Consider the following 24,337-nt stretch of genomic DNA (forward strand, 5'->3'; position numbering starts at 1 on the left):
TGAAAAAAAACTTTCATTCTTAAAAAAATGTTTACTTTATTTACAAACCTTATAAGAAACACGGGGAACTAGATTTACGTTTATTCCTTACCATAAGCATTAGAAAACATTAGGGAGGTCATACACATGAACCAATTAAACCGTGAGCAGTATTCACAGTCTCAGAAGATGATGATTTTTATTTTAGCGATGTCATTGTTTGGACTCGCTAATCTATTCACAGAACTATTACCTGAATTTGTCCTAGGTCCTGTGGAACTATCCGTTTCGTATCTTGCCTTTATTCCATTGTCATTAGTGATGCTTTTTCATCCTTTGTATGCAGCGGTAGGAGCTTCTGTCGGCGAAATTATTTTTGGTGATTTACTGTTAGGTGATTTCGGTGGCCTTGGGGAATTAGAAGGTTTTATTGAATTTACGCTCGCGATGTATATTGCTGGGTTGCTGGTAACCAATCTCAGAAATAAGAAACAAATTGCTATTGCAGCAATTATAGGTATTGTCATTGATCAAATGTTAAGTACGATCGTAGATATTGGTAAGGTCTGGTTTGGAATTGAAGAAGTAGAAGCAGTTCCCGGGCTCCCAGAATCTATTCTTGCAATTGAAGGGATTAGCTTCCTAACAGAAATGATTATTTCCGGTGTAATTTTTGGTGTGATTCCTACACTATATTTAATTCCAAGACTCTATGGAAAAATTGAACCTTTACTAGGGATTAAGCCCCGAGAAGGTCGTGTAAAAGCCTCAATGACAAGTTGGGTGTCTGTAAGGTTTGTTATTCTCGCTGTTTTCCTAACCTTCGTGGGGATGGTCGCCGAATTCATGGCGGAGTTGGATATAAACTTTGCTGTATGGGAGCCTGAGTTTTTAGAACAGTTTGGTGAGGGGTATATTTGGCTGCCGATTTCTGCTGCCGCTATCATCTTCATAGTAGCTGTATCAATAGCGGTGAAAATGATGGCGTCTTCAAACCACCATAAAGAAGGAAAGTCAGCATGAGTGAACCAATCATTACAATAGAGCAAGTATCATTCAAATATCCTGGTGGAAGTGAATGGGTCCTCCAGGATTCATCTCTTACCGTGAATAAAGGAGAATTTTTAGCAATCATCGGAGGCAACGGAAGCGGCAAGTCCACCTTGTGCAAAACCATCAATGGACTTATACCTCATTATTATACAGGGGACTTTGAAGGTTCAGTTCTTGTGAACGGGATTAACACATATGAATCTACCGTCTCCGTTTTGAGTCAAAAAGTAGGCTATGTGTATCAAGACTTCGAAAACCAACTAATGCGTCCGACGGTTTTCGAGGATGTCGCTTTTGCCCCATTAAACTTCGGAGAACCAAACTTTAAAGAAAAAGCGGAGTGGGCTTTAAACGTTCTAGGCTTAACGAATATTAAAGATAAAAGCATCTGGCAGCTTAGTGGAGGACAAAAACATTTAACTGCAATTGCAGGCGTTCTAGCTTTAAATCCAGAGATCCTTATTATTGATGAGCCCGTTGCGCAGCTAGATCCGCATCACGCGAAAGAAATCTACGAAAAATTAAAAGTCCTTCAACAAAATCACGGAAAGACCATTATCGTTATTGAACATCATACAGAATTCATCGCCGATTTCTGTTCAGATGTAGCACTCCTCGATCAAGGTGGAGTGTTATGGAAGCATGACGTGAAAGCGGGGCTTCAAAGGATTGATGATCTTCTGGTGCGTCAAATCTCCCCTCCGCAGGTGACCCAGGCAGCTGTTAGCGCACATAATCCGAGCAGTAATGAACTCCCCATCACCATTCATGAAGCCGCGGATTATTTTCGAAAGTATAAGAGAAACGATGCCGGCAAAGAGAAGCATGTTCCTCCATTAAATGAAAAGACAGAAGAACTAGTAAGGCTTGAACATGTGAGTCATTATGCAAAGTCTCTGAAAAACAAGAAACACGTCATACTAGACGATATTCATTTATCCATCAGAGAGAGAGAGCGAATTGCTTTGGTAGGCACTAATGGAGCGGGGAAGTCTACATTGATGAAAAGCTTGGCTGGCATTATCAAACCTTCTGAAGGTACAGGTCAAATTGGGCCTTTCGAACTTGAGAAGACGTCACTTGAGAAGTTATCTCAGGTTGTAGCTTATGTGTTTCAAAATCCAGAAGAAATGTTTATTGAGGATAGTATATCGAAAGACTTGTCCTTTTTCGCAGATTCAAGAAAATTAAAAATGGAGGAGTTCCTGCAGCAGTTAGTTACTTCTTTCCGTTTGGAGAAGGTTATTGACAAAGATGGCCGTCTAATCAGCGGAGGGCAGCAAAGAAGATCCGCTTTAGCTATTGGCCTTGCAATCCAACCGTCACTCCTCATGTTAGACGAACCAACAGCAAGCCTTGATGTGAAAAGTCGTCAGGAGATGGTCAAAACCTTACATCAAGCAAGTAACCAAGTTAAAAGTGTGTTAATTGCTACACACGACATGCAATTAGTAGCCGAGTGGGCAAGCAGAGTCATTGTCATGGATAAAGGCAAAATCATATATGATGGGCTCCCAGTGGACATGTTTGCAAAAGATTATATTTGTGACCTGGCAGGATTAATCCCTCCTCAAATTGTGCAGCTTTCCAACCAGTTGAAGTTAGATCCTGTAGCTTTATCCATCTCCGATTTTATGAACCATGTAGAAATGGAGGAGAGCTATGGAGTTCGTTAGTCGCTTGAAAAAAACGTACAATTTAGAATGGATTAAACTTGAGCTTTTGAAGACTGCTTTCGGTAAAAAAGATTCATATATGGGTAGAAAAGACCCGAGATTAATCATTGCCTGGTATTTCATTGTCAGTTTGCTTCCCTGGTTTACGTTCAACCAAACTATTTTGGCTGGCTTGCTCCTCTATACTACGGTGATGTCCTTGGTTTCACGAGTCAGTCCATTAATCATAACCTTACTAACCATAGGGGTAATCAGTGAGTTATTTTACATTATTGTCTTAGTATTATTGTTTGGAGGAGAATGGGCCGCTTTTTCATCGTTAATTACCTTTACGATGAAAATAACGATCATGTCTATTGCGAGTATTGCAGCTTTTGCCAGTATGGACCCGGAAAAACTGAGTGATGCTTTACTAAGTTTCGGTGTCCCTCCTCAATTCAGCTTTGCTGTCTCTTATGGGTATCGAATGCTGCCTATTCTATTAGATGAGTATCAGCAGATTATCCTTTCTTTCCGCTTAAGAGGGAAAGCACCTTGTAACGGAGGCTTCTTCAAGTGGAGAACAATCTATTATTATTCCAAAATCGTGGTAAAAGCATTTTATCCTATGATGTTGAATACTGCTAAGAAAACTCGTACGACGGTAGAAGCATTGGAGGTCAAAGGCTTTACTTATTCTCTTCATAACAAAGAAGCTAAAAAACTAAAGCTATCACACCTGAAAGTTTCAGCCCAAGACCATAGATTTATTCTACTGTCTTTTGGTATCTTACTCGTTATTTATGCAGCTGGAAAGTACTATCCATTATAATTAGAAAGAGGGATTCGTCGATGAAGATTGATTTCCACACACACGCCAATTTATCAAAAAAAATACCCGTTTCAATAGAAGAATTCAAAAAGAAAATGGACTCAGCTCACAAAAATGGACTTGATGCTGTGGCCATCACTGAGCATTTTAACGCGAAAAATTTTTTATCTTTTTATGAGGAAATGGAACAAGTCTATTCTTATCAAGGAAATCATTACAGACTAGGTGAATTAAAGGTTTTCCCTGGAATTGAGATTGATGTAAAGGAGACGGGCCACTTTTTAGTAGTAGCCGATCGTGATGTCATAAAGGCAATCAGAAAGAGATTAATCGGCCATGAAGCTGAAGGTGATTTTATAAGTGTGAAGGATTTATTAGCATTCCTTGCTGATTATAACGTTCTAAAAATTGCAGCCCACCCATACCGAGATTCTACCCCCTGGATTCATCACGAAGAAAATATACTGCATCAATTTGATGCTTTCGATATTAATGGAAAAGATTTATTCAAGTACGGATTGAGCATGAAACAAAGAGTTGAGACCCTCGGCAAGCAATATAATATTCCAGTAGTGGGAGGCAGCGACACGCACCAGTCTCTGCAGTATGGAGCGATCTATAATCGCTTTCCAGATTGTGATACAGTCTCTGAATTAAAAGAAGCACTTATAAAACAAAATTATAAAATTGAGGTCTCTCCGTGTTTAGATACGAAAGTTCATTCGGCCAAAGTTGTAAAGGGTATGATAAAAAAACAAATATCACGTACAGTGTAAACATCTTTTCATTCAATTTAATCATTCGTTATACTAGTATGTAAGATTTTATATTAAGGAGGAATCTTCATGTACGATCTCGCTATCATAGGTTCAGGACCAGCCGGAGCAAGCTCCGCATTATTTGCTGCCAAAGCCGGGAAAAATACTGTTGTGTTCGACAACGGAAAAAGTATTACCGCAAAGGCTTGGGTAGAAAATCATTACGGTGTCCCAGAAATTGAAGGGCCGGAACTCTTAAAAACAGGGCAAAAACAAGCACAAAATTTTGGCGCAGAATTAAAACAAGAAGAAGTAACACTATTAGAGCAACACGACGATTCTTATACACTAAAGACAGAAACGTCTTCTTATGACGCGAAACACGTTCTTTTTGCTACAGGGATGTCCGCCAAATTAGGAGAAGAATTCGGGCTGACTGTTAAAGAAGGGGACGAACCGAGAGTTGCCAAAGTCATTGTGACCGATGATCAGGGTAAAACAAATAAACCAAACATATGGGCAGCAGGAACGGTGGCCAACAAGAGTGTCCATACCATTATCACCTCTGGCGATGGTGCTGCTGTTGCCATCAATATCATTAGTGAACTTAATGGCGAGCGCTATGTAGATCATGATATATTAAAATAACGAACAAAGGCGCAAGCGCCCCGGGAGCTCCCACACGTATAAGCAAAACACCAGGTGGAAGGTGGTCTTCCCTTCCGCAGGGTGGGTTGCATATGTTCGTGGAGCTGGCCGCTTGCGCCGGACGTGGCTTATGAGGTATGTGTTATCCACAGGGGCAAAAATTTATGGTTACCTAAGCAATGAAAAAGAGAGGCGACTCTATGAAGCCGCCTCTCTTTTTCAATTTGGCTCTGTTTAAGTTTAGTGTTGATGTTACTAACAAAAAAAGAACTACCAATTTTATGGGCGTTCTTCATTTTTTATATATTGGGCTAATTCAACTAAATCCACCCCGATTGTGGAAGACTCAGTTTCGAGATGTTTGTTTGGGTTTAGGGCCGATGGGGAAGGATTCGCTTTCCTGCGGGGGAAACTGGCAAGCCTCCTCAGGCTTCGCCTTCCGAGGTCTTGCCTTGCTCCTTCTCCCGCGGGAGTCTCACCCTTCCCCATCGGCCCTTGCCTTATATGTTTCTCGAAATCACTTCCGCAATAAGCAGCTTTTTATACACAAGGAACGCGCAGGAATCTAAACATCCGAGGCTGTTACTTTAAAAGTAAAAGCTTGGTATAGAGCGTTTTTCGCTTGCAAAACTGCGATCGTGGAAGACACGCATCACGAGCTAGGGGGGTTCGTTTCCCTCATCTTTTGTATGGGGGGGTTGGGAAGCTGCGAGACTCCCGTGGGAGAAGGAAGTAGGCGAGATCCCGCAGGGCTTTAGCCCGAGGAAGCTTGCCGGTTCCCCCACAGGAAAGCGAGTAGCTTCCCAACCACCCCTAACTCTAACTACGGAAACGAACCTTGAAAACATCTCGAAATCGAGTCATACAGAATCCTGCCATTTAGCAAAAGACTCCGTTCCGAGATAAATATCCATTTCATATATCAACAACAAACTTTAACGGAGCCTTCAATTTAGATGCTTTTCATTGTTCAATGTTCGTTTCGCCTTTAATTTCTTTTTCTGCTTCAGCAATATCTTCTTTAAGCTGTTCAAGGATTTTTTCTCCCTTTTCGCCTGTCCTCTCTTTATAAGCTTCTTGTACAGGTCTAGCTGCCTCACGAAATTTAGCCCGCTGCTTATCACTTAATTCAGTGATCGTTAAATCATCACTATTTTCTTTAATTATTTTTAGATCATTGGAATTCTGTTCTTCCTGAATATCAAAAGCTTTATCCTTCATTTCATTTACTGTCTCATCGATCATATTTTGTACATCTTTTGGCAGATTATTGTAGCGATCCGGATTCATGGTCGTTGTTGTTGTATATAACGAGTGTTTCGATAACGTTAAATGCTGCTGTACTTCATAGAATTTCATTTGTTCTATAGCAAATAACGGGTTAGTCTGCCCCTCGATCATGTTCAGTTGCAAACCACTGTATACTTGCTCATATGGAATAGGAGTAGGATTGGCGCCATAGGCTTCATATGAGTTGACGATCAGCGGAGACGGCATCGTTCTGAATTTCAGACCATTAAAAGAAGAAGGTTCACTCAATTTTTTGTTAGACGTCCAGTGGTTGAACCCTTCTGTCCAGTAAGAAAGTACTTTGATTCCCTTTTCCCTGAAACTTTCCGCTAATAAGTCATTTAAAGCAGCGCTGTTATTCAACACATGTTTATTGACCTCCATGTTATCCGAGAACAAGAAATTGAGGAGCATGACTTGCGATTCGGGGACAATTGTCCCCACATTACCCGGGGAAATGATGCCGAAATCAACGGCCCCCATCTTCAATAACTCCGCTTGCGTAATCGCATTCCCTAATTGACCTACCGGGTAGATTTCAACCTTAATCTCACCATCTGATTTAGCTTCTAACCGTTTTTTAAAAGCTTCAGCATAACTTTGCTGAACAGACGTTGGCGATTCTTCATGAGCGAAACGAAATACATATTCAGGAGAGGATTCGCCTTGGGTGGTCGCAGCCCCTCCTGATCCACATGACGAAAGTAAAAGCATAAAACTGATGATGACCAACCATTTCATTTGTTTCAAGGTTCTCCTCCTCTCTTATTCTGAATACACATTCCGATAAAGTGTAAGGATCTCTGGGAACAGGATAAATAATGCAGACGCTGCGATCATAATAAGAATGTACGGCCAGATTCCTTTTATGATTTCCTTATACGGCCGTTGAAACACCGCAATGGCAGTGAATATGTCCACACCAAAGGGTGGTGTCGCTGAACCGATAGCTGCTTGGAGCGTAACGATCACGCCAAGTGCAATCGGATCGATCCCGGCATCCATCGCAATTGGGTAAAAGATAGGTGTCAAAATGATGATGACGACAAGAGGATCGACAAACATGCAGCCAATAAAGAAAAAGACCGCAACAATAAAGAGTACGTATGTTTGAGAAGGATCTGCACCCAAAATCGCTTGAGTCATTTCCTGCGGCAGCTTAGCATAAGCTAACACCCAGCTTAGTGCTGTGCCTGATGCAACGAGGATAAATACAGCTGCCGTAACGATAGCAGCGGATTCGGCAATTTTAGGAATGTCTTTCAATTGAACATCTCGATAAACGACCACTTCCAGTGTTAGCGCATATAAAACAGACACTGCTGCTGCTTCTGTAGGGCTGAACAACCCGCTATATATGCCACCAATGATAAGAACAGGAAAACCTAAAGGCAGCAGAGCTTTCTTCGTCGCAATCCAACGTTCACGCCAACTCGATTTCCTCTGGTTCCCGAGCTTTTTATAATGCGCAAGCAAGTAACTGTATATAGCAAATAAGAGAAATATAATTATACCAGGAACAATCCCTGCTATGAAAAGTTCGCCCACAGAAGTTCCCGTTACAACCCCATAAACAATCATGGCAACGCTTGGGGGCACAATCAAAGCTAAATCACTTGCGTTAATAATTAAAGGTATGGATTGTTTATCCTTGTACCCTACAGAGGACAACCTTTCCCTCATCGGCTTTCCGACTGCAACAACCGTTGCCTGTGTGGAACCGGAAATAGATCCGAATAATGTACAGGCTGCAGCAGTCGTAATGGCATAACCACCTCTTACATGCCCGATAAAACTGCCGACAAAATCCAGAAGACGTGTTGAAGTTTTACCTGCTGACATGATGTCCGCTGCAAATATGAACATCGGCACTGCCAACAGGACAAACGTTTTAATCCCCAAAGTGAATTGTTGGATGAACACCATCAATTCAAGTTCAGGAAAATAGATAAGACTAACGACAAGCGGAGCAAGAAATAACGGAACCATCATAGGATAACCGAGGAACAAGAACAAAAACATGATACCTAACAGCACCCAAATCATCACGTCTCACCTCCCTGTTCGCTCCAATTCGGATCTTGAGTGCCATCAATGACAGCCTGTTTATATTTAATATTAAGCCAGCCTTCTCGCAGATATTGAATCCCACCAAAAAAGAATCCGAGTGGAACAAATAAGGTTACGAGATATAAAGGCACACGAAGAGCGGGAGTCACACGCCCCATATCATAAAGCAGCCACGTATACTGAATTGCCAGAAAACTTAGGTAAAATAACAAAATTGAAGTCGAAATCGTAATCACGATTACGAGCCCTTTTCTCACTTTAAATGGCAGCATCTCTACGATTGCTGTCATTTTGAGATGTCGTCCTCGCCGAGCACAGTAGCTTAAGCCAACGAACGTAACGAGGACAATAAAAAATTGCCCAACCTCTTCAGCAAAGGTCCAGCTATCGCCAAGCAAGGAACGAGCAATTACATTTCCAATCAATACTACGGTCATGCCAATGACTGACCAGCTGATGATCCATTTCTCGAGCAGGGACTGGATGTGATCTACTTTTTGCAGCCAACGCATTGCTCTCCTCCTTTTTTATTTTAATATAATTTTTTTCTGATACTGCCTATTACCTTTTAACTGTTAGATTAAACATACTCTTTTTAGCAAGCTTTTCTAATATGGTAAATCACTTACGGCTAGCTTTGTGGTTAAACGCTCATCATCTAGTTAATTAAGAGAGTAGAGCCAACATACCCCCTTCACACTTTAGGCGATGAGGTGGCTTTGAAATGAACAGCCCCCACATGCTTGAAACGGCTGAAGCGGTATGGCTGTCTCGACATGAAAACGAACTGTTTCAAACTCAAACCTCACATTAGCTCGTTACAGGTGCTCTTTAATAGCATGAAAAAAGGAGCCCCTCAGTTGGAAAGCTCCTTTGTTTGCATATGGCTTATTGCACTATGTGACAATGCTGCTTATTATGAGCATTTATCTTGGACGACGATTATCTAGATCCCAGGCTATTTCAAACTCGTTAAACAATTGTCATCACCTCTTCAACTTTTTTTTGTGTGTCATCGAGGGCGGTTTTGTTCGATTTGAAGGTCTAATTCATATACGTTGATCATGGCTACCCCTCCAATTTCTTTTGGTAAATCAAGTATATCCTGATTAATGAATCACCATAACAGGCAAGAGAGTGATTTGCTCTCAGTCTTTGGACTGAACTGCCTCTCAGACCATAAAAAATTGCTGGGAAATGGATGAAACGAACAACGGAGAAGTGTATATAATCTATGCCTGTCTCTACGTTACGGCAGAGCCAGAGGTGAGCGAGGTGTTTAGACGGACCGGTTATGACATGCTTTTCTTGAAACACAAAAAAAGCCGAACTGTTTTCAGCGAAACCGTTCGACTTTGTTGTGTTTCATTCAGTTTTAGCCCAACCTCCGTCATTTATCAAACCAGCCTTTTCGTTTGAACCAAAGGTACATACCTACAGCTAGGGTAACCATAACCATCCAGACAACTAAATACGCATACCGTTCATCAAGTTCAGGCATATGTGTAAAATTCATTCCATATACACCGACAATAAAGGTGAGCGGCATAAAGATAACTGAAATAATGGTCAGGACTTGCATCGTACGATTTGTTTCATGAGCATTCAAAGACAAGTAGCTATCCCGGATATCCTGTGTCAATTCGCGATTTGACGCAATATTTTCTGCAACTTTCAACAAATGATCGTAAATGTCTGTAAAATATTCTTTTCTCGTTTTAACTCCCTGAAGGTGGTGGGTGTTTAAAACACGATAGAGCAAATCTCTCATCGGGTGGACAGTCTGACGCAGGGTGAGCAATTCACTTCGTCGTTCAAATAACTGTTCTAATAACCTGTCCATCGAAAGATTTTTGGTGTTATCTTCAATTTCATTAATGTGATCTTCGATGGCATAAATAATAGGGAAATAATTATCTACCACTTTATCAAGGATTTGATAAAGCACATAATATTCCTCCCAAACGTGCAATTCATTGCTCTTATGAAGCGTACGCTTTACGTGCTGTAACGACGGCTGCTCAAGTTGATGATACGTTACAATAAAGCAATCGCCTAAAAATACATCAATTTCTTGTTTCGCTAAAGTTTGAGCATCAATGGCATGCAGGACGAGAAATGAATGATTTTCATAATAATCAAGTTTTGGACGTTGTAAATCATGAAGACAATCCTCGATCGCCAATGGATGGAAATCAAAATACGAATAAAGATATGCTAATTCATCCTCAGAGGAAGCAGAAAAATCTACCCAGTACCATTCTGGAGAAAGTTGAGTCATCGCCTCTAATGAAAGATCTTCATGTAATTGACCGTGTTTATATGCCGTTACGTAGATCAAGGTCTGACACCTTCTTCTTTCAATTTTAACTATACAATGGGTAATAGCCTTATTAAAGCTAATTTAAACTGCCCCCAATTTCAGCAAACTCTATGATAGGATAAAGGTATGATGCCTTTGATGGAGGGGAACGACGCATGAAACACTCACATGATGTTCGTCTTGTATGCGATAATATGGTGCTTAGAAGTATCCGTGAGGACGACATTCCTTATCTATGGAAGTTAATCTACAACCAATCAGACCCTGAATGGAAGAAGTGGGACGCACCTTACTATCCATTAGAGCCCCATACAATAGAAAGTTATCGCAGTCACGAACACGCCCGCCGGGAAAGACTCACGGAAGGCGAACCAGATTCCCGCTTAATCATTGAAGTCGATCATGAAATCATTGGGACCCTAAGCTACTATTGGGAGCACAAACCTTCTCTTTGGCTTGAAGTAGGAATAGGGATCTATCTACCTGCCTATTGGGGCGGTGGTTACGGAACAAGAGCGCTTTATTACTGGATTGATTACTTATTCAGCGTGTTGCCTCTTTTGCGCGTCGGTCTGACAACCTGGTCTAAAAATGAACGCATGATGAAAGTTGGAAATAAGCTGGGGATGAAAATTGAAGGACGGATTCGAAAATGCCAATATTATGACGGATGTTATTACGATTCTATTCGTTTAGGGGTATTAAGGGAAGAATGGAATAGTGGTAAAGGTCGTACAAAAACACCACTCTCAGCTAAATAAAAGCACATGCTGGTTATACGCCAGCATGCGCTTTGGCTCACAAAATGTATTATATTAATATACTTTAATGCATGCTTGCTTTTCCTGTCTAAAAAACTTCGCTCGACCCCGTTTTCTTGCGTCTTAAAATTCCGGCTCATTCATCACGGTCAAATCCAGATTCCTGTACCTTTGACGCTTCTTTAAGTTCCTTCTGGTTTTCCTTAATGTCTTTTAAATCCTGCTCGATATCACTCAAACGGGAAAATAATGTAAAAGCACCGATCACTAAAATAATAAATCCGATTAATCCCCACATAGGTAACCTCTCCCCTCGATAATTTAAGAATCCAGACAACCACGACATATAGTTCGCCTTATATTCTAATGACAGTATAGTAAACCAGTGTTTCTTAAGAAAAGGAATAAATTTTATATTTTAAAAATTTTTACTTCATAATCGCTCCCCCCTAAAAACCACTGGTTACCAGGCTCCTAAGAAGGACTAACGACCTAAGTGCCATAACAACCACATTGCAATTCAAACGGTATTTATGACATCTTCCACTCCTTCCCTCCTAATTATTGTCATAGGGATTATAATTATATATGTAGGGGTATATTATGTAGGAAAGGCATTTTATAATCCTGAGGAGGGATTTACCTTGATGTGGGTTTTATTGTTAATTCCACTCGCCATTTTAATTGCCGTTGCGATTTACTTTGAAAGAAAAGGAAAAAAAAGCGTAGAAGACTCCAACCTTTCAGTTAAGGATAAAGAAACGTTAGAACAAGATTTTATGGAGCATGGTGCTGGGAATGAATCACGCAAACCAGAAAATTTGTAACCAACCTTATAATGAATCCAGGCTGTCGAGATCATACTCGCCAGCCTTTTTTATCTCCATCACGATTTTAACGGTTTTTCGAACACAGTGGCCCGTAACCATTTCAAATCAACTTAATATGGCTAAACCAGGCAAGTTCAGATTATGTATACCATATATGTATTATGTTAACATCATCTTTTGCATAAACCATCGGAGCGATCCTTTAGGAATAGGGGTGATTCAATTTTATGTTGGTTTTCCTGGCAACAAAGCACACCAAGTGCAGAATCATACAATCAGCGACTCAAATCTCCTCTTATACCAATATTCTTAAATGTACCTCCACGTCACCGCACAAAAGATCGCAATCACCCGAGTTGTTTATTTCCTCCCTACGTGATACGTTTAACCAGACTATGGATGCCAGTAATCTTGAATGAATCATAACGATGAGGAGCAGAGTGTGTGAAGAGTATATTACGTTGGATGGCGATCATTAGTATTTTATCTGTAACGGGGTGCAGCAGCCAGACCCCCTCAACCCAAAGCGAAAGCATGAAGATAAATCAGGAAGAAACGGATGAATCAGAACCGGTCTCCTCTGAAAAAATGGTTGAAATTAATGTTGGAGAAAATATTTATTCGATCGATTTAATTGATTTTCCTATTTTAGACCATTATCTGACGAGTAACTCGGACTCAGATGCTCAACTGAATCACATGTCTTTCAAATCGGTTGGGGCAGAAGTAAACCCTCATCTTTATTTAACTGAATTTGCATGTTATGAAGATAATTGCTCTTATATGATCATTGATTTCATTCAAGAGAAATCAACGTTGTTGACTGATTTGTCGCAATTTATCAGTTTGCAATTTTCACCAGACCAAACTAATCTTGCGCTTAACTTCAAAAAAGTTACTGACCGTCTTCAAACTCACCAATTATTCGTTATTGACGCAGCAACGTCCGAAAAACTTACGTTAAGGCCAACTGAACATGCCGATACCCCATCACCAGAGGCATCAAAATATCCGATCAAAGATATGTCTTGGCAAGGTAACGAACACATTTCTGTTACGTTGCCAATGGTGGATCAGTTTAATATTGACACACTCCGGTTATGGGCAAAACAGAATGAATCCTACCAAACTTCAACCTTTACCATTCAATCGCAATAAAGGAGTGCGGAAACATGAACGATACAATTGAAACCATTCTTAATCACCGTTCCATAAGGAAATTCACCGATAAAACGTTAACCCGCGAGCAAATCGAAACAATCATCCAGGCTGCCCAACAGGCTTCAACATCCAGCTACATGATGGCTTATTCTATTATCGGTGTAACCGATTCCGATAAGAAAAAGGAATTGGCCGACATCACCGGGCAGGCTTATGTTCAACACAATGGTCATTTGCTTATTTTTTGTGCTGATTTACATCATTCCACTGTGAAAGCCACCGAATCGGATTACCAAAACATGCTGCCCAATTTAGAAAATAGTGAACATTTTCTTGTAGCTTCAGTGGATGCAGCGCTTGCCGCACAAAACGCAGCCATAAGTGCAGAATCACTTGGGCTTGGAATTTGTTTTATCGGGAGCATTCGTAACCATTTAAAGCGTGTAGATGAGCTCCTCCACCTCCCTAACCATGTCATCCCGCTGTTTGGTATGGTTATAGGAGAGCCTGCCCATCAGCCCGAACAGAAGCCCCGCTTTCCACTTCACGCCGTCTATTTTGAAAATGGATACAAGGAACACGCCCAATCAATCGAGGCGTTTGACCAAACATTGCAGGCTTATTATCATGACCGTACAACCAATGCTCGTTTGGACTCCTGGAGCGATCAAATGATACGAAAATTTTCAGTCCCTAAACGTATGGACGTAACGGATCTCATCCAAAGTAAAGGCTTCAATAAGCGATAACACCGTACCAGCCAGCATGGGCTTACTAGCTGTACCCATGTGTTAGCCAAAGATATAAAGGAAAAAAGACCAATGGAAACAAAAATAAAAAATCGAATCTTTCTACGGTATGACGCAGTCAACGGCTGCGTTTTCCTTTGGTTTGATTGAATCATATCGTTTAACTTTGAGAGGTGAAAAATAGTGGAATCCTTAACAGCAATTGGCGAAGCGCTTAAACGGAGTTCCAACATTGTCATTCTGACTGGAGCTGGCGTATCAACAGCGAGTGGTATACCAGACTTCAGATCAAGTAAAGGACTTTGGACGACAGATCACAGCCGAGAGTACTATATGTCAGCAGATTACTTTTCAATTGACCCGGTTGATTTTTGGAAAAAATATAAAAACATCTTCAAGCTGAAATTATTGCAAGACTATGAACCAAATAGGGTTCATCAATTCATTAAAGATTTGGAGATAAGAGGAAAAGACGTCTCCGTCATTACGCAGAATGTAGACGGACTGCATGCTCAGGCAGGCAACGCAGACATCATCGAATACCACGGCACATTAAATACGGCGACGTGCCCAAACTGCGGTGAAACCTATGATCTTGATTATGTAATGGCTCACACGGTACCGTATTGTCAGAACAAACGATGCCAATCCATTATAAAACCTGATGTCGTTTTGTTCGGAGATATGATTACAGCTCACAACGAAGCAGAGTCACGCATTGATGAGGCTGATTTTTTATTAGTGTTAGGCTCGTCATTGTTCGTTTCTCCGTTCAACCTGTTACCGGATTATGCCCGTTTTAACAAGAACATCACATGTGGGCTCATTAATAAAGAGCCTACTATGAAGGACCGCGTATTTGATCATGTTGTTCATGACGACCTATCTGAAGCAATATCTCACTTAAAACCTTATGTATGAAAGAGGGGGTAAACTCCCCTCTTTTTTTTAATGTCTAAGAGAACGAATTTAGTGGGATTTTGTCATACCGAGTTTTTTGACCAAAGGCTTGATGGTCAATCCTTGAACAATCAAGGAAAAAACGACCACAGCGAACGTCAATAGAAGAATTTCCTCTCGACCATTAAAGTCTCCCGGTAAACTTAAAGCCAATGCAATGGATAGACTTCCTCGCAACCCTGCCCAATTTATGAGAAAACGCTCAGCATGCTTGAGGTCTTTAATCCATCCTGTACTCAAATATATAGCGATCGTCCGTCCCATTAATACAAGAAGAACCGCAACCCCGATCATCGTCCAATGACCCTCAAAATCAATATTGCGGATCTCTAATCCAACCATGAGGAAAATGAGAGAGTTGGCAATTAAGGTGATTGTGTCCCAGAACGTGTTGATGTTGATTTTCGTTTCTTGTGACATACCAATTTTTGCTCCGTAGTCCCCAAACATAAATCCGCCAATGACCACTGCAATCACACCAGATGTCTCAAAGTGTTCCGCAATGAAATAACTCCCAAAAAAGAGCAGCGCGCTCATAGCAATTTCAAGCGGGTAATCATCAAAAATCCTGATAATTTGTGAGAATACAAAGCCCAGAGCTAAACCTATGAGAGCGCCGCCGAGAGCGAATTTTAAAAACATAAATGTACCACTGCCAAGTCCAGCCCACCCCATTTCAATATAGGTGAGCAAATAAATGAATGATATTTTAAACAACACCACGGCTATGCCGTCATTAAACAATGACTCCCCTTCCATAATGGTCGATAACTTTTTTGATACGCCTAAAGATTTAAATATGGATAAAACACTAATCGGATCCGTTGCGCTCATTAAAGCTGCAAAAGTAAAGGCTACGGGCAATGGAAGGTCAAGCAGAAAATAGGCCCCGGTTCCAATCGAAATGAAGGAGAGAAACGTGCCGATAAACGCCATCCCCAACACAGGTTTCTTCTGATCATAGAGCTGGTGAAACGGAAGCTTAAGCGTGGCATCTCCCAATAGAATAGGAAGAAATAAAGAAATGATGGTTGCTTGAAACACTTCTGATTGTGTAATGAACTGCTCGGCCTCTTCAATAAAGGGGATTTCAGTCAATCCTAATAAAAGCCCGACCAGGACCAGAGCAATTGAATAAGGCTCTTTTAATAATTTTGCTATCCCAATAACCGTCACCGAAATAGCAAGCAAAATGAGTATCTGAATAAAAACGTCATGAAAACCGTGCATGAAATACCTCCAAATGTACAGCGTGATGCCATCAAACAGAAAACAGATCAACGCTAACTACTTATATCAGCGACCAACGTTCGCTTTTGTCACTCTTTATCCTCGTCACCAGGTGAAAGCGTAAGTACCTCGCCTTCATATGCGGTCGTTTTCGTCGTGTGATAATCGCCCTTCACCCAATCGCTCATTTGATCATGGTACCATTCACTGCGGAAATGTCCTGATTGCCCAGGTCCGACAACGTGTTCCGCTTGGGTAAAATCGTCCCCATCTAAAATAAAACGCCAGGAGGCACCATGATTTACAAGACCCGTCGTGTCGTTATACCCAGCAGCACGGACTGTTACACGACTCCCGCCAACTGCCATGGGATTTTCACTATTATAAAAACGATCAAGGAACGAAATGCTAGAGAACGGATGGGTGAATTCAACCTGATGCCAGTCCCCCCATTGCCATTCATTCAGGTCATGACCAAATTCATCAGTCAACTTCTCTAATGATTGATCAAAAGCCTGATTAATAACATACTCAAATCCCCCAGCTTCTTCAAACCAAATCGAAGAATCTCCTTGGACGCTTTTACGGATTAATTCATCTGTCGTTTGGCCTGAACCATGGTAGAGATCGCGCATGTCTTTAGGTATAGCTTCTCCGTAAAGGATATCTTCTATATGCTTAAACCACATTTGAAATAACAGAGGTTGCGGTTTGTCCACAGAATCGAAGAAATCCCAGGCGTTTAACAGTTGAATAGCCTGCCGTTTTTGCTCGCTATCAGGTTCATTCAATAATGGGAGTAAACGTGGCACCATTTCTTCTGCCTGCAGATTTTTCACATCTGTTTGCATCGCTTTCATATCTTCTACGTTTAATTGGCCCTTTTCCTCAATCATGTCAGTAATGCGTTGATAACGGTAGGGTTGAGCCCAACTGTGACTAATATGGTAAGGATAGGCTTCGTTATCGATTTTATTGTTTGCAGTGGCAATATAACCCTGTTCTGGGTTCACTATGGTCGGTAATTCATCAAATGGAATGAACCCATCCCAATCGTTTTCGGAATGCCAGCCTTCCAAGGGTAATAAAGCGTCCTCAGGATTTTCATACACGGGGATAAGACCGTTCGCTTTATAAGCTATCGTCCCATTTTGAGAAGCAAACACAAAATTCTGAGCTGGAACTAGAAATTTCTCAAGACTTTTCTCAAATTCTTGCCAATTGCTCGCTTTATTGATCTCCATTATCGATTCCAGTTCTGTTGAGGCATCCAGAGCAGTCCAACGTAATGACATGAGCGTATCTTCTCCGCTTTGCTCTGCGAATTCAGAAATAAGTGGACCGTGCCGGGTCTCCATAACTTCATAGTCGATCGTCTCGGCATCTTTGACTTTAATAGGTTCCTGAATGACCTCTGCTTCTTCCCATTCCCCATCATACAAAAATAACTCGGGCTGCTCAGGATGACGTTTTTCCAAATACAACTGTTGCACATCTGGGCCCACATTTGTGACACCCCAGGCAATATCTTGATTATGCCCCAGAATAATACCTGGAATACCAGCGAAAATGACGCCGCTTACATCGTACTCAGGTGATTGTAAATGCATTTGATACCAGATGGATGGCGTGGCCATCCCAAGGTGCGGATCATCTGCTAATATCGGTTTCCCTGAAGCCGTTTTATCTCCTGAGACCACCCAATTATTACTTCCATTAAACGCGTTTGGTACAATGGCTTCCTTAAAGTTATCAGCCACATCGACTACATTATGATCGTCCAGAATCTTGGGGGCCGCTTCCGGATAACCCGGGAACAGTTCCATCGCTTTATCTTCAGGAAGTTCATTTATTAAGTAATAATTGAAAGCCTGCCTCTCCCAATGTCCCCCTAAATCAAACGCCATGTATTTCCCTATCGTCAAGGAATCCACCGCACTCCACGGCTCCGGTTCAATCCCCATCAAGAGAAATTCGGGAGGCAGCTTATGGGCTGAGGTCGCTTCATCAATATACGCATTCACACCCGCTGCATAAGCATCAAGCGACGACATGGTCTCGTCTGAATAAGCGGCTAATGACTTTTCAGCAGCTCGACGCAGACCTAATGTGCGAAAATATTTGTCTTGTGAAACAGTGGCTTCGCCAATTACTTCGCTCAATCTTCCTGATGCTTGTCTTCTTGATAATTCCATCTGAAAGAGGCGGTCTTGAGCTTGAACATACCCTTGTGCCATAAATAAATCATGCGAACTCTTAGCATTAATGTGAGGCACGCCATCCTCATCCCGTGTCACGGTCACGTTTGCATCAAGTCCATTTAGTGTGAGGGTTCCATCTGTTTCAGGTAAAGTCCGGTTTATGTAACTGTTAATAAATAAAAGTATGCCTGCTATTAAAATCAGAACCGTGGCAAGTGTAATAATTAGAATCCGTTTACGGCTATGTTTTTTCTGCACAGGATGTTGTTCTCTTTGTTCCGCCTCCATCTAGATTCCCCCTTTTACCTATACTATGATTATATAGAATTTGTTAGAATTTTGAAATATTAATCTTCACCACTATTGTTTAACTAGGCAAATGATTAATGCAATCATGATCAGGGTATTTTGGACAGAGAACGTCATTCTATGGAGGTGTAAGAATGGAACACACGACAATTAGCAATTTAAATCTAACAACCTCTCGTATTGGCCTTGGCACATGGGCTATTGGAGGATGGATGTGGGGTGGAACTGATGAACAGCAGTCGATTAAAACCATTCATACTGCTCTGGATAAAGGAGTCAATTTAATAGATACTGCCCCCGTTTATGGATTCGGTCGATCCGAGGAAATAATCGGTAAAGCAATTAAAGAATACGGCGGCCGAGATGATCTATTGCTCGCCACAAAAACAGGGATGGACTGGAACGACAAGAACGTCTATCGGAACGCCAGCAAAGAGAGGATCCATCAAGAGGTAGAAGACTCGCTCAAGCGTCTGCAAACGGACTATATCGATGTGTATCAAGTCCACTGGCCCGACCCCATGACCCCTATTGAAGAAACAGCCGAAGCCTTGCATTACTTATATAATCAAGGAAAGATTCGTGCCATTGGTGTCAGCAACTACTCACCAGCTCAGATGGATACATTTCGAGAGGCAGCCCCTCTTCACACAGTTCAATCACCTTACAATCTATTTGAAAGAGAAATTGAAGATGACATTCTGCCTTACGTCAACGCGCATGACATGACAGTCCTCACCTATGGCTCTCTTTGTCGTCGACTTCTGACTGGTAAAATGTCACAAACGAGCACTTTTGAAGGAGATGACTTGCGGAATAACGACCCGAAATTTCAACACGCCCGATTCAAGCAGTATTTAACAGCTGTCCATGAACTAGATAAACTGGCTCAAGACCGTTATGGCAAACGGGTTCTCCATCTTGCCTTGAAATGGGTACTGCAACAGTCTAACACAGGCATCGCATTGATGGGCGGGCGTCGTCCTGAACAGATGGAACCGATCAACGAGATAGAAAATTTCGAGTTAAACGAAGATAGCATGCGCGAAATTAATGATATATTAGTTCGTTACATCCACGATCCAGTCGGCCCTGAATTCATGGCCCCACCAGATCGCCAGGAGATCGGGCTCAAATAAACCGTTACAAGAGGTTAAATATAAAGATGCCGAATGGTTGAAATCTGTTCGGCATTTTTGTGTACCTAGGAAGGTGTACCATGGGATGATAACTCACCGATTGTTCGTCCTAAGTCAGCCTATATATTTATACATATTAAAATCTTTCCATTCTATGAGAAACTCTATTATACTGAAGTTCGTACAGAATCTTGATTCATTGCATTTGTTTACGACATGAAGGAGGCAAGAAATGGATATTATCTTATGGCTCATTATTGCAGCTTGTTTTGTTCTCAGTTTTGCTAGTTTGATTTTTCCCATTATACCAGGACCGCTGGTTTTATGGATCGGCTTTCTCATCTATTATTTCTTTATGAATCATGCTGAACTTTCCATCATATTCTGGATTGCCATGATCCTATTGACCATCATTTTGATTGTCTCTGACATCATCGCAAATAGTTATTTTGTTAAACGGTACGGTGGCAGTAAATGGGGAGAACGATCGGCAGCTGTCGGCGTGATAGTCGGCTCATTTATAGCGCCGCCATTCGGGTTGATCATCGTCCCATTTTTAGCCGTATTAGCAACCGAACTCTTACAAAAACGTACAGTGCAAGAATCTTTCCGCGCTTCGATCGGCTCTTTGCTAGGTTTTCTGGGCGGTTCAGTTGCGAAATTCGTCTTGCAGGCTATCATGATCATATGGTTTTTCCTTGAAATATAAAGAGGTTGCGACAAAACTAAAAACACAAAAAATCCGAACGATTTCAGCGAAATGTTCGGATTTTTTGTGTTTTAGGAAGGTATTTATTGACCGCTCTGTCAAACACGCCGATTTCCACGGGCACGGCCACAGCTTGCTCGAAAAGCAAAGAACGCTTTTCTGCGGGATCCATGGCTCGCCCTGTTCCCTCATGCGTCTACGTGTTTTGACTACGCTCATGAACATCGTGGAACTTATATCTCAGTCTCCACATATTCAAATATTACGTTTTCCCCATCCCCTTTAAAAATTTCATCAACAGCGTAATACTGCGATTAATTTCAGGGTCTTTCAGTGCTTTGACCAAATCGAAGTAAGATGTTTTTTCTTCCTCGCTGCTTTCCTGAAGTTCATGTAATCCATTATTGAGCCGTTCTGTCGCTTTTCGTACTTCGTCTAAATCGATTTCCCCAAACAAAAACAACAATTCAGGAATATTTTCCACTGATTTCGAATATTGAGGCTTGTTAAGTTCTTTGACAAGATTCCCTAACGCTTCTTTTCGATGTTTAGTGATCGCCGTAGCAGCCTGGAGAGCATCTGCCTCATCTAGCGCGCTGAGTAATTCGATGCCCTTAAGAATGCTCTCTTTATTAGCAGATACCGCTTCTTTTACTTCTTGAACATCTTCCTCCACCTTATTCTCTTCCGGAATGTCCATCCGTTTTATATTTGTGATCGGTTTACCCATTGTGTTTCACCTTATTTCCTGGAAATTCATAATCGCTCCGTTTCCATTTGTCCTCGACCCTTACACTGATTTGCGGCTGTCTGTTCCCTCTCCGATGGTTATTGGAAGGAATGGGTGATTTCCCTTTTTTCTTAAGGACTTCCATTTTAACTGCGATTTCTTTATATGCAGGTGTATCCACGTCTTTGTCTACCCGGTTATCGGTTAAATAGTTCACAGCAGATTTACCATTATTGTTCATCGGGAGGTAAAGTTCATTACCGCTGACACGTTCTGTCACGGTTACAGTACCCGTCGCTTCGCCCGCTTCTGAGATTAACTTAACCTCTGCTCCTTCTTTAATGCCTCGTTCTTCTGCTAATTCATGCGAGACTTCTATAAAGGCATTAGGCGTTTTTCTTTGAATACCAGGAGAACGATAGGTCATATTTCCTTCATGGAAATGCTCCAACAACCGGCCGTTATTCAAGTGCAGATCATACGTTTCGTCTGTATCATACATGAGCGTATAATCTAACGGATAAAGTTTCGCTTTTTTATCTTCAAATGGAAAGCCATCTTTAAACAATAAGGGGGTGTCAGTACCGTCTTCGTCAACTGGCCACTGCAGAGACTGGAATCCTTTCAGACGCTCGTAGGAGACACCAGCAAATAACGGCGCTAATGATGCGGCCTCTTCCATTATTTCAGCAGGATGATCATAGCCCCAATCAAACCCTAATTTTTTGGCAATCATTTGGATAATTCTCCAATCCCCCTTGGCATCACCCACAGGTTCCAAAGATTGGTAGAGACGTTGAATTCTACGTTCCGTATTCGTAAACGTGCCTTCTTTCTCAAGACTTGCCACCGCAGGAAGAACAACGTCCGCGTACTCCGCTGTTTTGGTTAGAAACAGATCCTGGACGACAAAGAAATCCAGCTTTTCAAAAGCGTCCGTCACATAATTGATATTAGCATCTACAATGGACGTGTCTTCCCCTTTAACGTACATGGACTTCAATGACCCGTCATGAATCGCTTTAATCATTTCATGGTTGTCCATACCTATTTCAGAAGGCAGTTCAACGCCCCACGCTTCTTCATACCGTTTCTGGACTTGCTCATCCGTCACTTTCTCATATCCCGGATAAAAATTCGGCATGCTGCCAAAATCACTGCACCCTTGAACGTTGTTATGCCCTCGGAGCGGGTAAGCTCCAGTGCCTGGCCGTCCGTAATTCCCTGTAATGAGCAGCAAATTAGAAAAAGCTGTGCTGGTATCACTCCCCAGCATATGTTGCGTGACACCCATCGCCCAGCATATGGCCACCTTATTAACGCTGGTTATTTCTTTGGCAATAAATTTAAGTTCTTCTTGAGGAATACCGGTCATTTCTTCTGCATAATCAAGCGTAAACTTTTCTAAGCTTCGGTAATACTCATCGAATCCGTTCACCCAATCCTGCAAAAATGATTGATCGTGCCATCCCTGATCGATGATATATTTCGTTACGGCAGAAACCCACACGAGATCTGTACCGGATTTCGGCTGATAAAAATGATCAGCTCGCGTAGCCATCTCATGTTTTCGTAAATCAAACACGAATAATTTCTGTCCGAATAATTTATGGGATCGCTTAATTCTTGATGCCAAAACGGGATGGGATTCCGCGGTATTAGAACCGATCGTCATAACCAAGTCAGCCTCTGCTATATCATCAATGGATCCAGAATCGCCACCATATCCGACTGTCCGGAATAAGCCCATGGTAGCTGGGGTTTGGCAATAGCGTGAGCAGTTATCCACGTTATTGGTCCCGATCACTTGACGTGACAATTTCTGCATAGCGTACGAATCTTCATTCGTTGCTTTAGAAGAAGCGATGAATCCAAGCGCATCAGCACCATGTTCTGCTTTCAGTTCTGTAAATCGCTCTGCGATATATGAAATGGCTTCATCCCATTCCACTTCCTCGAACGCATCATCCCGGCGAATTAAGGGTTTCGTCAGACGATCATCGCTATTGACGTAATCCCAGCCGAACTTCCCTTTAATGCACGTGGCAATCCCGTTTGCCGGTGATTCTGCGTTGGGTTCCACTTTCAACACTTTACGATCCTTCGTCCACACATCAAAACTGCATCCTACGCCACAATATGTACAAACCGTTTTAGTTTTCTTGATGCGTTCTTCACGCATGGATGCTTCTGTGTCGGAGACAGCAAATAATGGCCCGTAGCCTGTTTCTACTTTTTTTGTCATCTCAATCATAGACCTTAGAAGTCCTGGTTCCTGATCAGTCATGTAACCCGCTTCCCCTTCCATGCCTTTCTCCATAATGGCATTGCATGGGCAAACAGTTGCGCACTGACCACAGTTGACGCAGGATGATTCATCTATGGGCACATCATTATCCCATATCACGCGGGGCTCCTGACGTTCCCAATCTATCGTTAATGTTTCATTCACTTCAATGTCCTGACACACTTCCACGCAGCGCCCGCACAAAATACATTGGTTTGGATCATAACGATAAAACGATCCCGAGCGATCCGTTTCATATGGTTTTGCCTGGAATGGGCGTGACTGGTGCTCTAATCCAAAATCTGCTACAGTATTATGAATTTCGCAATCACCGTTATTATAATCACAGACTGTACAGTAAAGTTCATGGTTTTCCAAAATCTTATCCAACGCTTCTTTTTGCGCCATGTGTACCTGAGGGAGCTGTGTTTGAACGCGCATCCCTGCTTCGACCTTCATGCCACACGCACGTTGAAGCTCGCCATTCACTTGCACAATACATGTGTCGCACGTTTCAATCGGGCCTAAAGACTCGTTATAACAAATTTGAGGAATATTCTCTCCTGTGGTATTGATGAATTCAATCAAATTTTGCCCTGGGTCAGCTAAATACTCCTGGCCGTTAATCGTCACAACGGTGTGGTCTCGTTCTAGCAAAACAAA

21 protein-coding genes are annotated in these 24,337 nt (G+C 41.8%); 12 read left to right on the top strand and 9 right to left on the bottom strand.

Annotated elements, in window-relative coordinates:
• Positions 1–126: 126 nt before the first annotated feature.
• From HOP45_RS09455 to HOP45_RS09475, 5 genes are all read left to right on the top strand, one after another.
• Positions 127–1,002 carry a DUF8171 family membrane protein gene (locus tag HOP45_RS09455; RefSeq protein ID WP_181349034.1) on the top strand — a complete coding sequence of 292 codons (876 nt, stop codon included), beginning with the start codon at positions 127–129 and terminating at the stop codon, positions 1,000–1,002.
• Positions 999–2,708, top strand: a complete 1,710-nt coding sequence (locus HOP45_RS09460) for an ABC transporter ATP-binding protein (protein ID WP_181349035.1) — start codon at positions 999–1,001, stop codon at positions 2,706–2,708. The genes HOP45_RS09455 and HOP45_RS09460 overlap by 4 nt, the downstream gene beginning before the upstream one ends.
• The gene (locus tag HOP45_RS09465) at positions 2,695–3,519 is read left to right on the top strand and encodes an energy-coupling factor transporter transmembrane component T family protein (protein WP_181349036.1); all 825 of its coding nucleotides are present in this window, start codon (positions 2,695–2,697) and stop codon (positions 3,517–3,519) included. The genes HOP45_RS09460 and HOP45_RS09465 overlap by 14 nt, the downstream gene beginning before the upstream one ends.
• Positions 3,520–3,539: 20 nt before the next feature.
• Positions 3,540–4,295 (top strand): PHP domain-containing protein, encoded by a 756-nt coding sequence (locus HOP45_RS09470; RefSeq protein WP_181349037.1) that lies wholly within the window; start codon positions 3,540–3,542, stop codon positions 4,293–4,295.
• A gap of 69 nt (positions 4,296–4,364) precedes the next feature.
• The gene (locus HOP45_RS09475) at positions 4,365–4,925 is read left to right on the top strand and encodes an NAD(P)/FAD-dependent oxidoreductase (protein WP_181349038.1); all 561 of its coding nucleotides are present in this window, start codon (positions 4,365–4,367) and stop codon (positions 4,923–4,925) included.
• A 963-nt stretch (positions 4,926–5,888) separates the two neighbouring features.
• On the opposite strand, the gene HOP45_RS09480 is transcribed toward HOP45_RS09475, so the two are convergent.
• From HOP45_RS09480 to corA, 4 genes are all read right to left on the bottom strand, one after another.
• Positions 5,889–6,956, bottom strand: a complete 1,068-nt coding sequence (locus HOP45_RS09480; RefSeq protein ID WP_255437591.1) for a DctP family TRAP transporter solute-binding subunit — start codon at positions 6,954–6,956, stop codon at positions 5,889–5,891.
• Between the two features lie 24 nt (positions 6,957–6,980).
• Positions 6,981–8,261, bottom strand: coding sequence for a TRAP transporter large permease (locus HOP45_RS09485; protein ID WP_181349040.1), 1,281 nt, complete (start codon positions 8,259–8,261; stop codon positions 6,981–6,983).
• Positions 8,261–8,797 (bottom strand): TRAP transporter small permease, encoded by a 537-nt coding sequence (locus HOP45_RS09490; protein WP_181349041.1) that lies wholly within the window; start codon positions 8,795–8,797, stop codon positions 8,261–8,263. Before HOP45_RS09490 ends, HOP45_RS09485 begins: the two co-directional genes overlap by 1 nt.
• Positions 8,798–9,675: 878 nt before the next feature.
• The gene (corA, locus tag HOP45_RS09495) at positions 9,676–10,626 is read right to left on the bottom strand and encodes a magnesium/cobalt transporter CorA (protein ID WP_255437570.1); all 951 of its coding nucleotides are present in this window, start codon (positions 10,624–10,626) and stop codon (positions 9,676–9,678) included.
• A 137-nt stretch (positions 10,627–10,763) separates the two neighbouring features.
• Here corA and HOP45_RS09500 point away from each other — a divergent pair, with 137 nt between their 5' ends.
• Positions 10,764–11,369 (top strand): GNAT family N-acetyltransferase, encoded by a 606-nt coding sequence (locus HOP45_RS09500; RefSeq protein WP_181349042.1) that lies wholly within the window; start codon positions 10,764–10,766, stop codon positions 11,367–11,369.
• 136 nt (positions 11,370–11,505) lie between these two features.
• On the opposite strand, the gene HOP45_RS09505 is transcribed toward HOP45_RS09500, so the two are convergent.
• A complete protein-coding gene (locus tag HOP45_RS09505) occupies positions 11,506–11,667 on the bottom strand; it encodes a hypothetical protein (protein ID WP_181349043.1) in 162 nt (53 codons plus the stop codon).
• A 346-nt stretch (positions 11,668–12,013) separates the two neighbouring features.
• Between HOP45_RS09505 and HOP45_RS09510 the strand changes: the two genes are divergently transcribed.
• From HOP45_RS09510 to HOP45_RS09525, 4 genes are all read left to right on the top strand, one after another.
• A complete protein-coding gene (locus HOP45_RS09510) occupies positions 12,014–12,196 on the top strand; it encodes a hypothetical protein (protein WP_181349044.1) in 183 nt (60 codons plus the stop codon).
• A gap of 447 nt (positions 12,197–12,643) precedes the next feature.
• Positions 12,644–13,357 (top strand): hypothetical protein, encoded by a 714-nt coding sequence (locus tag HOP45_RS09515; RefSeq protein ID WP_181349045.1) that lies wholly within the window; start codon positions 12,644–12,646, stop codon positions 13,355–13,357.
• A gap of 14 nt (positions 13,358–13,371) precedes the next feature.
• Positions 13,372–14,109 carry an oxygen-insensitive NADPH nitroreductase gene (gene nfsA, locus HOP45_RS09520; protein ID WP_181349046.1) on the top strand — a complete coding sequence of 246 codons (738 nt, stop codon included), beginning with the start codon at positions 13,372–13,374 and terminating at the stop codon, positions 14,107–14,109.
• Positions 14,110–14,292: 183 nt separating this feature from the next.
• On the top strand, positions 14,293–15,030 hold the full coding sequence (locus HOP45_RS09525) for an NAD-dependent protein deacylase (protein WP_181349047.1): 738 nt from the start codon (positions 14,293–14,295) through the stop codon (positions 15,028–15,030).
• Between the two features lie 48 nt (positions 15,031–15,078).
• Here the strand turns inward: HOP45_RS09525 and HOP45_RS09530 are convergent, their stop codons facing one another.
• Positions 15,079–16,299 carry a cation:proton antiporter gene (locus HOP45_RS09530; protein WP_181349048.1) on the bottom strand — a complete coding sequence of 407 codons (1,221 nt, stop codon included), beginning with the start codon at positions 16,297–16,299 and terminating at the stop codon, positions 15,079–15,081.
• A gap of 89 nt (positions 16,300–16,388) precedes the next feature.
• Positions 16,389–18,788, bottom strand: coding sequence for a penicillin acylase family protein (locus HOP45_RS09535; protein ID WP_181349049.1), 2,400 nt, complete (start codon positions 18,786–18,788; stop codon positions 16,389–16,391).
• 155 nt (positions 18,789–18,943) lie between these two features.
• On the opposite strand from HOP45_RS09535, the gene HOP45_RS09540 reads away from it, so the two are divergent.
• Together HOP45_RS09540 and HOP45_RS09545 are read left to right on the top strand one after the other, a co-directional pair.
• Positions 18,944–19,948: an aldo/keto reductase gene (locus tag HOP45_RS09540; RefSeq protein ID WP_181349050.1), complete on the top strand. Its 1,005-nt coding sequence runs from the start codon at positions 18,944–18,946 to the stop codon at positions 19,946–19,948.
• A gap of 232 nt (positions 19,949–20,180) precedes the next feature.
• Positions 20,181–20,657, top strand: coding sequence for a DUF456 domain-containing protein (locus tag HOP45_RS09545; RefSeq protein ID WP_181349051.1), 477 nt, complete (start codon positions 20,181–20,183; stop codon positions 20,655–20,657).
• 262 nt (positions 20,658–20,919) lie between these two features.
• Here HOP45_RS09545 and HOP45_RS09550 read toward each other — a convergent pair whose 3' ends face one another.
• Together HOP45_RS09550 and fdhF are read right to left on the bottom strand one after the other, a co-directional pair.
• Positions 20,920–21,387: a helical membrane plugin domain-containing protein gene (locus tag HOP45_RS09550; RefSeq protein ID WP_181349052.1), complete on the bottom strand. Its 468-nt coding sequence runs from the start codon at positions 21,385–21,387 to the stop codon at positions 20,920–20,922.
• Positions 21,380–24,331, bottom strand: a complete 2,952-nt coding sequence (fdhF, locus tag HOP45_RS09555) for a formate dehydrogenase subunit alpha (RefSeq protein ID WP_181349053.1) — start codon at positions 24,329–24,331, stop codon at positions 21,380–21,382. The genes HOP45_RS09550 and fdhF overlap by 8 nt, the downstream gene beginning before the upstream one ends.
• Between the last annotated feature and the right edge of the window lie 6 nt (positions 24,332–24,337).

The organism is Thalassobacillus sp. CUG 92003 (assembly GCF_013618635.1).
In the GTDB taxonomy this organism is placed as follows: domain Bacteria; phylum Bacillota; class Bacilli; order Bacillales; family Halobacillaceae; genus CUG-92003.

Excerpts from the sequence above, each read along its gene's own strand:
- HOP45_RS09455 (WP_181349034.1), top strand. The coding sequence starts at position 127 with ATGAACCAATTAAACCGTGAGCAGTATTCACAGTCTCAGAAGATGATG.
- HOP45_RS09460 (WP_181349035.1), top strand. The coding sequence starts at position 999 with ATGAGTGAACCAATCATTACAATAGAGCAAGTATCATTCAAATATCCT.
- HOP45_RS09465 (WP_181349036.1), top strand. The coding sequence starts at position 2,695 with ATGGAGTTCGTTAGTCGCTTGAAAAAAACGTACAATTTAGAATGGATT.
- HOP45_RS09470 (WP_181349037.1), top strand. The coding sequence starts at position 3,540 with ATGAAGATTGATTTCCACACACACGCCAATTTATCAAAAAAAATACCC.
- HOP45_RS09475 (WP_181349038.1), top strand. The coding sequence starts at position 4,365 with ATGTACGATCTCGCTATCATAGGTTCAGGACCAGCCGGAGCAAGCTCC.
- HOP45_RS09480 (WP_255437591.1), bottom strand. The coding sequence starts at position 6,956 with ATGAAATGGTTGGTCATCATCAGTTTTATGCTTTTACTTTCGTCATGT.
- HOP45_RS09485 (WP_181349040.1), bottom strand. The coding sequence starts at position 8,261 with ATGATTTGGGTGCTGTTAGGTATCATGTTTTTGTTCTTGTTCCTCGGT.
- HOP45_RS09490 (WP_181349041.1), bottom strand. The coding sequence starts at position 8,797 with ATGCGTTGGCTGCAAAAAGTAGATCACATCCAGTCCCTGCTCGAGAAA.
- HOP45_RS09500 (WP_181349042.1), top strand. The coding sequence starts at position 10,764 with ATGAAACACTCACATGATGTTCGTCTTGTATGCGATAATATGGTGCTT.
- HOP45_RS09505 (WP_181349043.1), bottom strand. The coding sequence starts at position 11,667 with ATGTGGGGATTAATCGGATTTATTATTTTAGTGATCGGTGCTTTTACA.
- nfsA (WP_181349046.1), top strand. The coding sequence starts at position 13,372 with ATGAACGATACAATTGAAACCATTCTTAATCACCGTTCCATAAGGAAA.
- HOP45_RS09530 (WP_181349048.1), bottom strand. The coding sequence starts at position 16,299 with ATGCACGGTTTTCATGACGTTTTTATTCAGATACTCATTTTGCTTGCT.
- HOP45_RS09535 (WP_181349049.1), bottom strand. The coding sequence starts at position 18,788 with ATGGAGGCGGAACAAAGAGAACAACATCCTGTGCAGAAAAAACATAGC.
- HOP45_RS09540 (WP_181349050.1), top strand. The coding sequence starts at position 18,944 with ATGGAACACACGACAATTAGCAATTTAAATCTAACAACCTCTCGTATT.
- HOP45_RS09545 (WP_181349051.1), top strand. The coding sequence starts at position 20,181 with ATGGATATTATCTTATGGCTCATTATTGCAGCTTGTTTTGTTCTCAGT.
- HOP45_RS09550 (WP_181349052.1), bottom strand. The coding sequence starts at position 21,387 with ATGGGTAAACCGATCACAAATATAAAACGGATGGACATTCCGGAAGAG.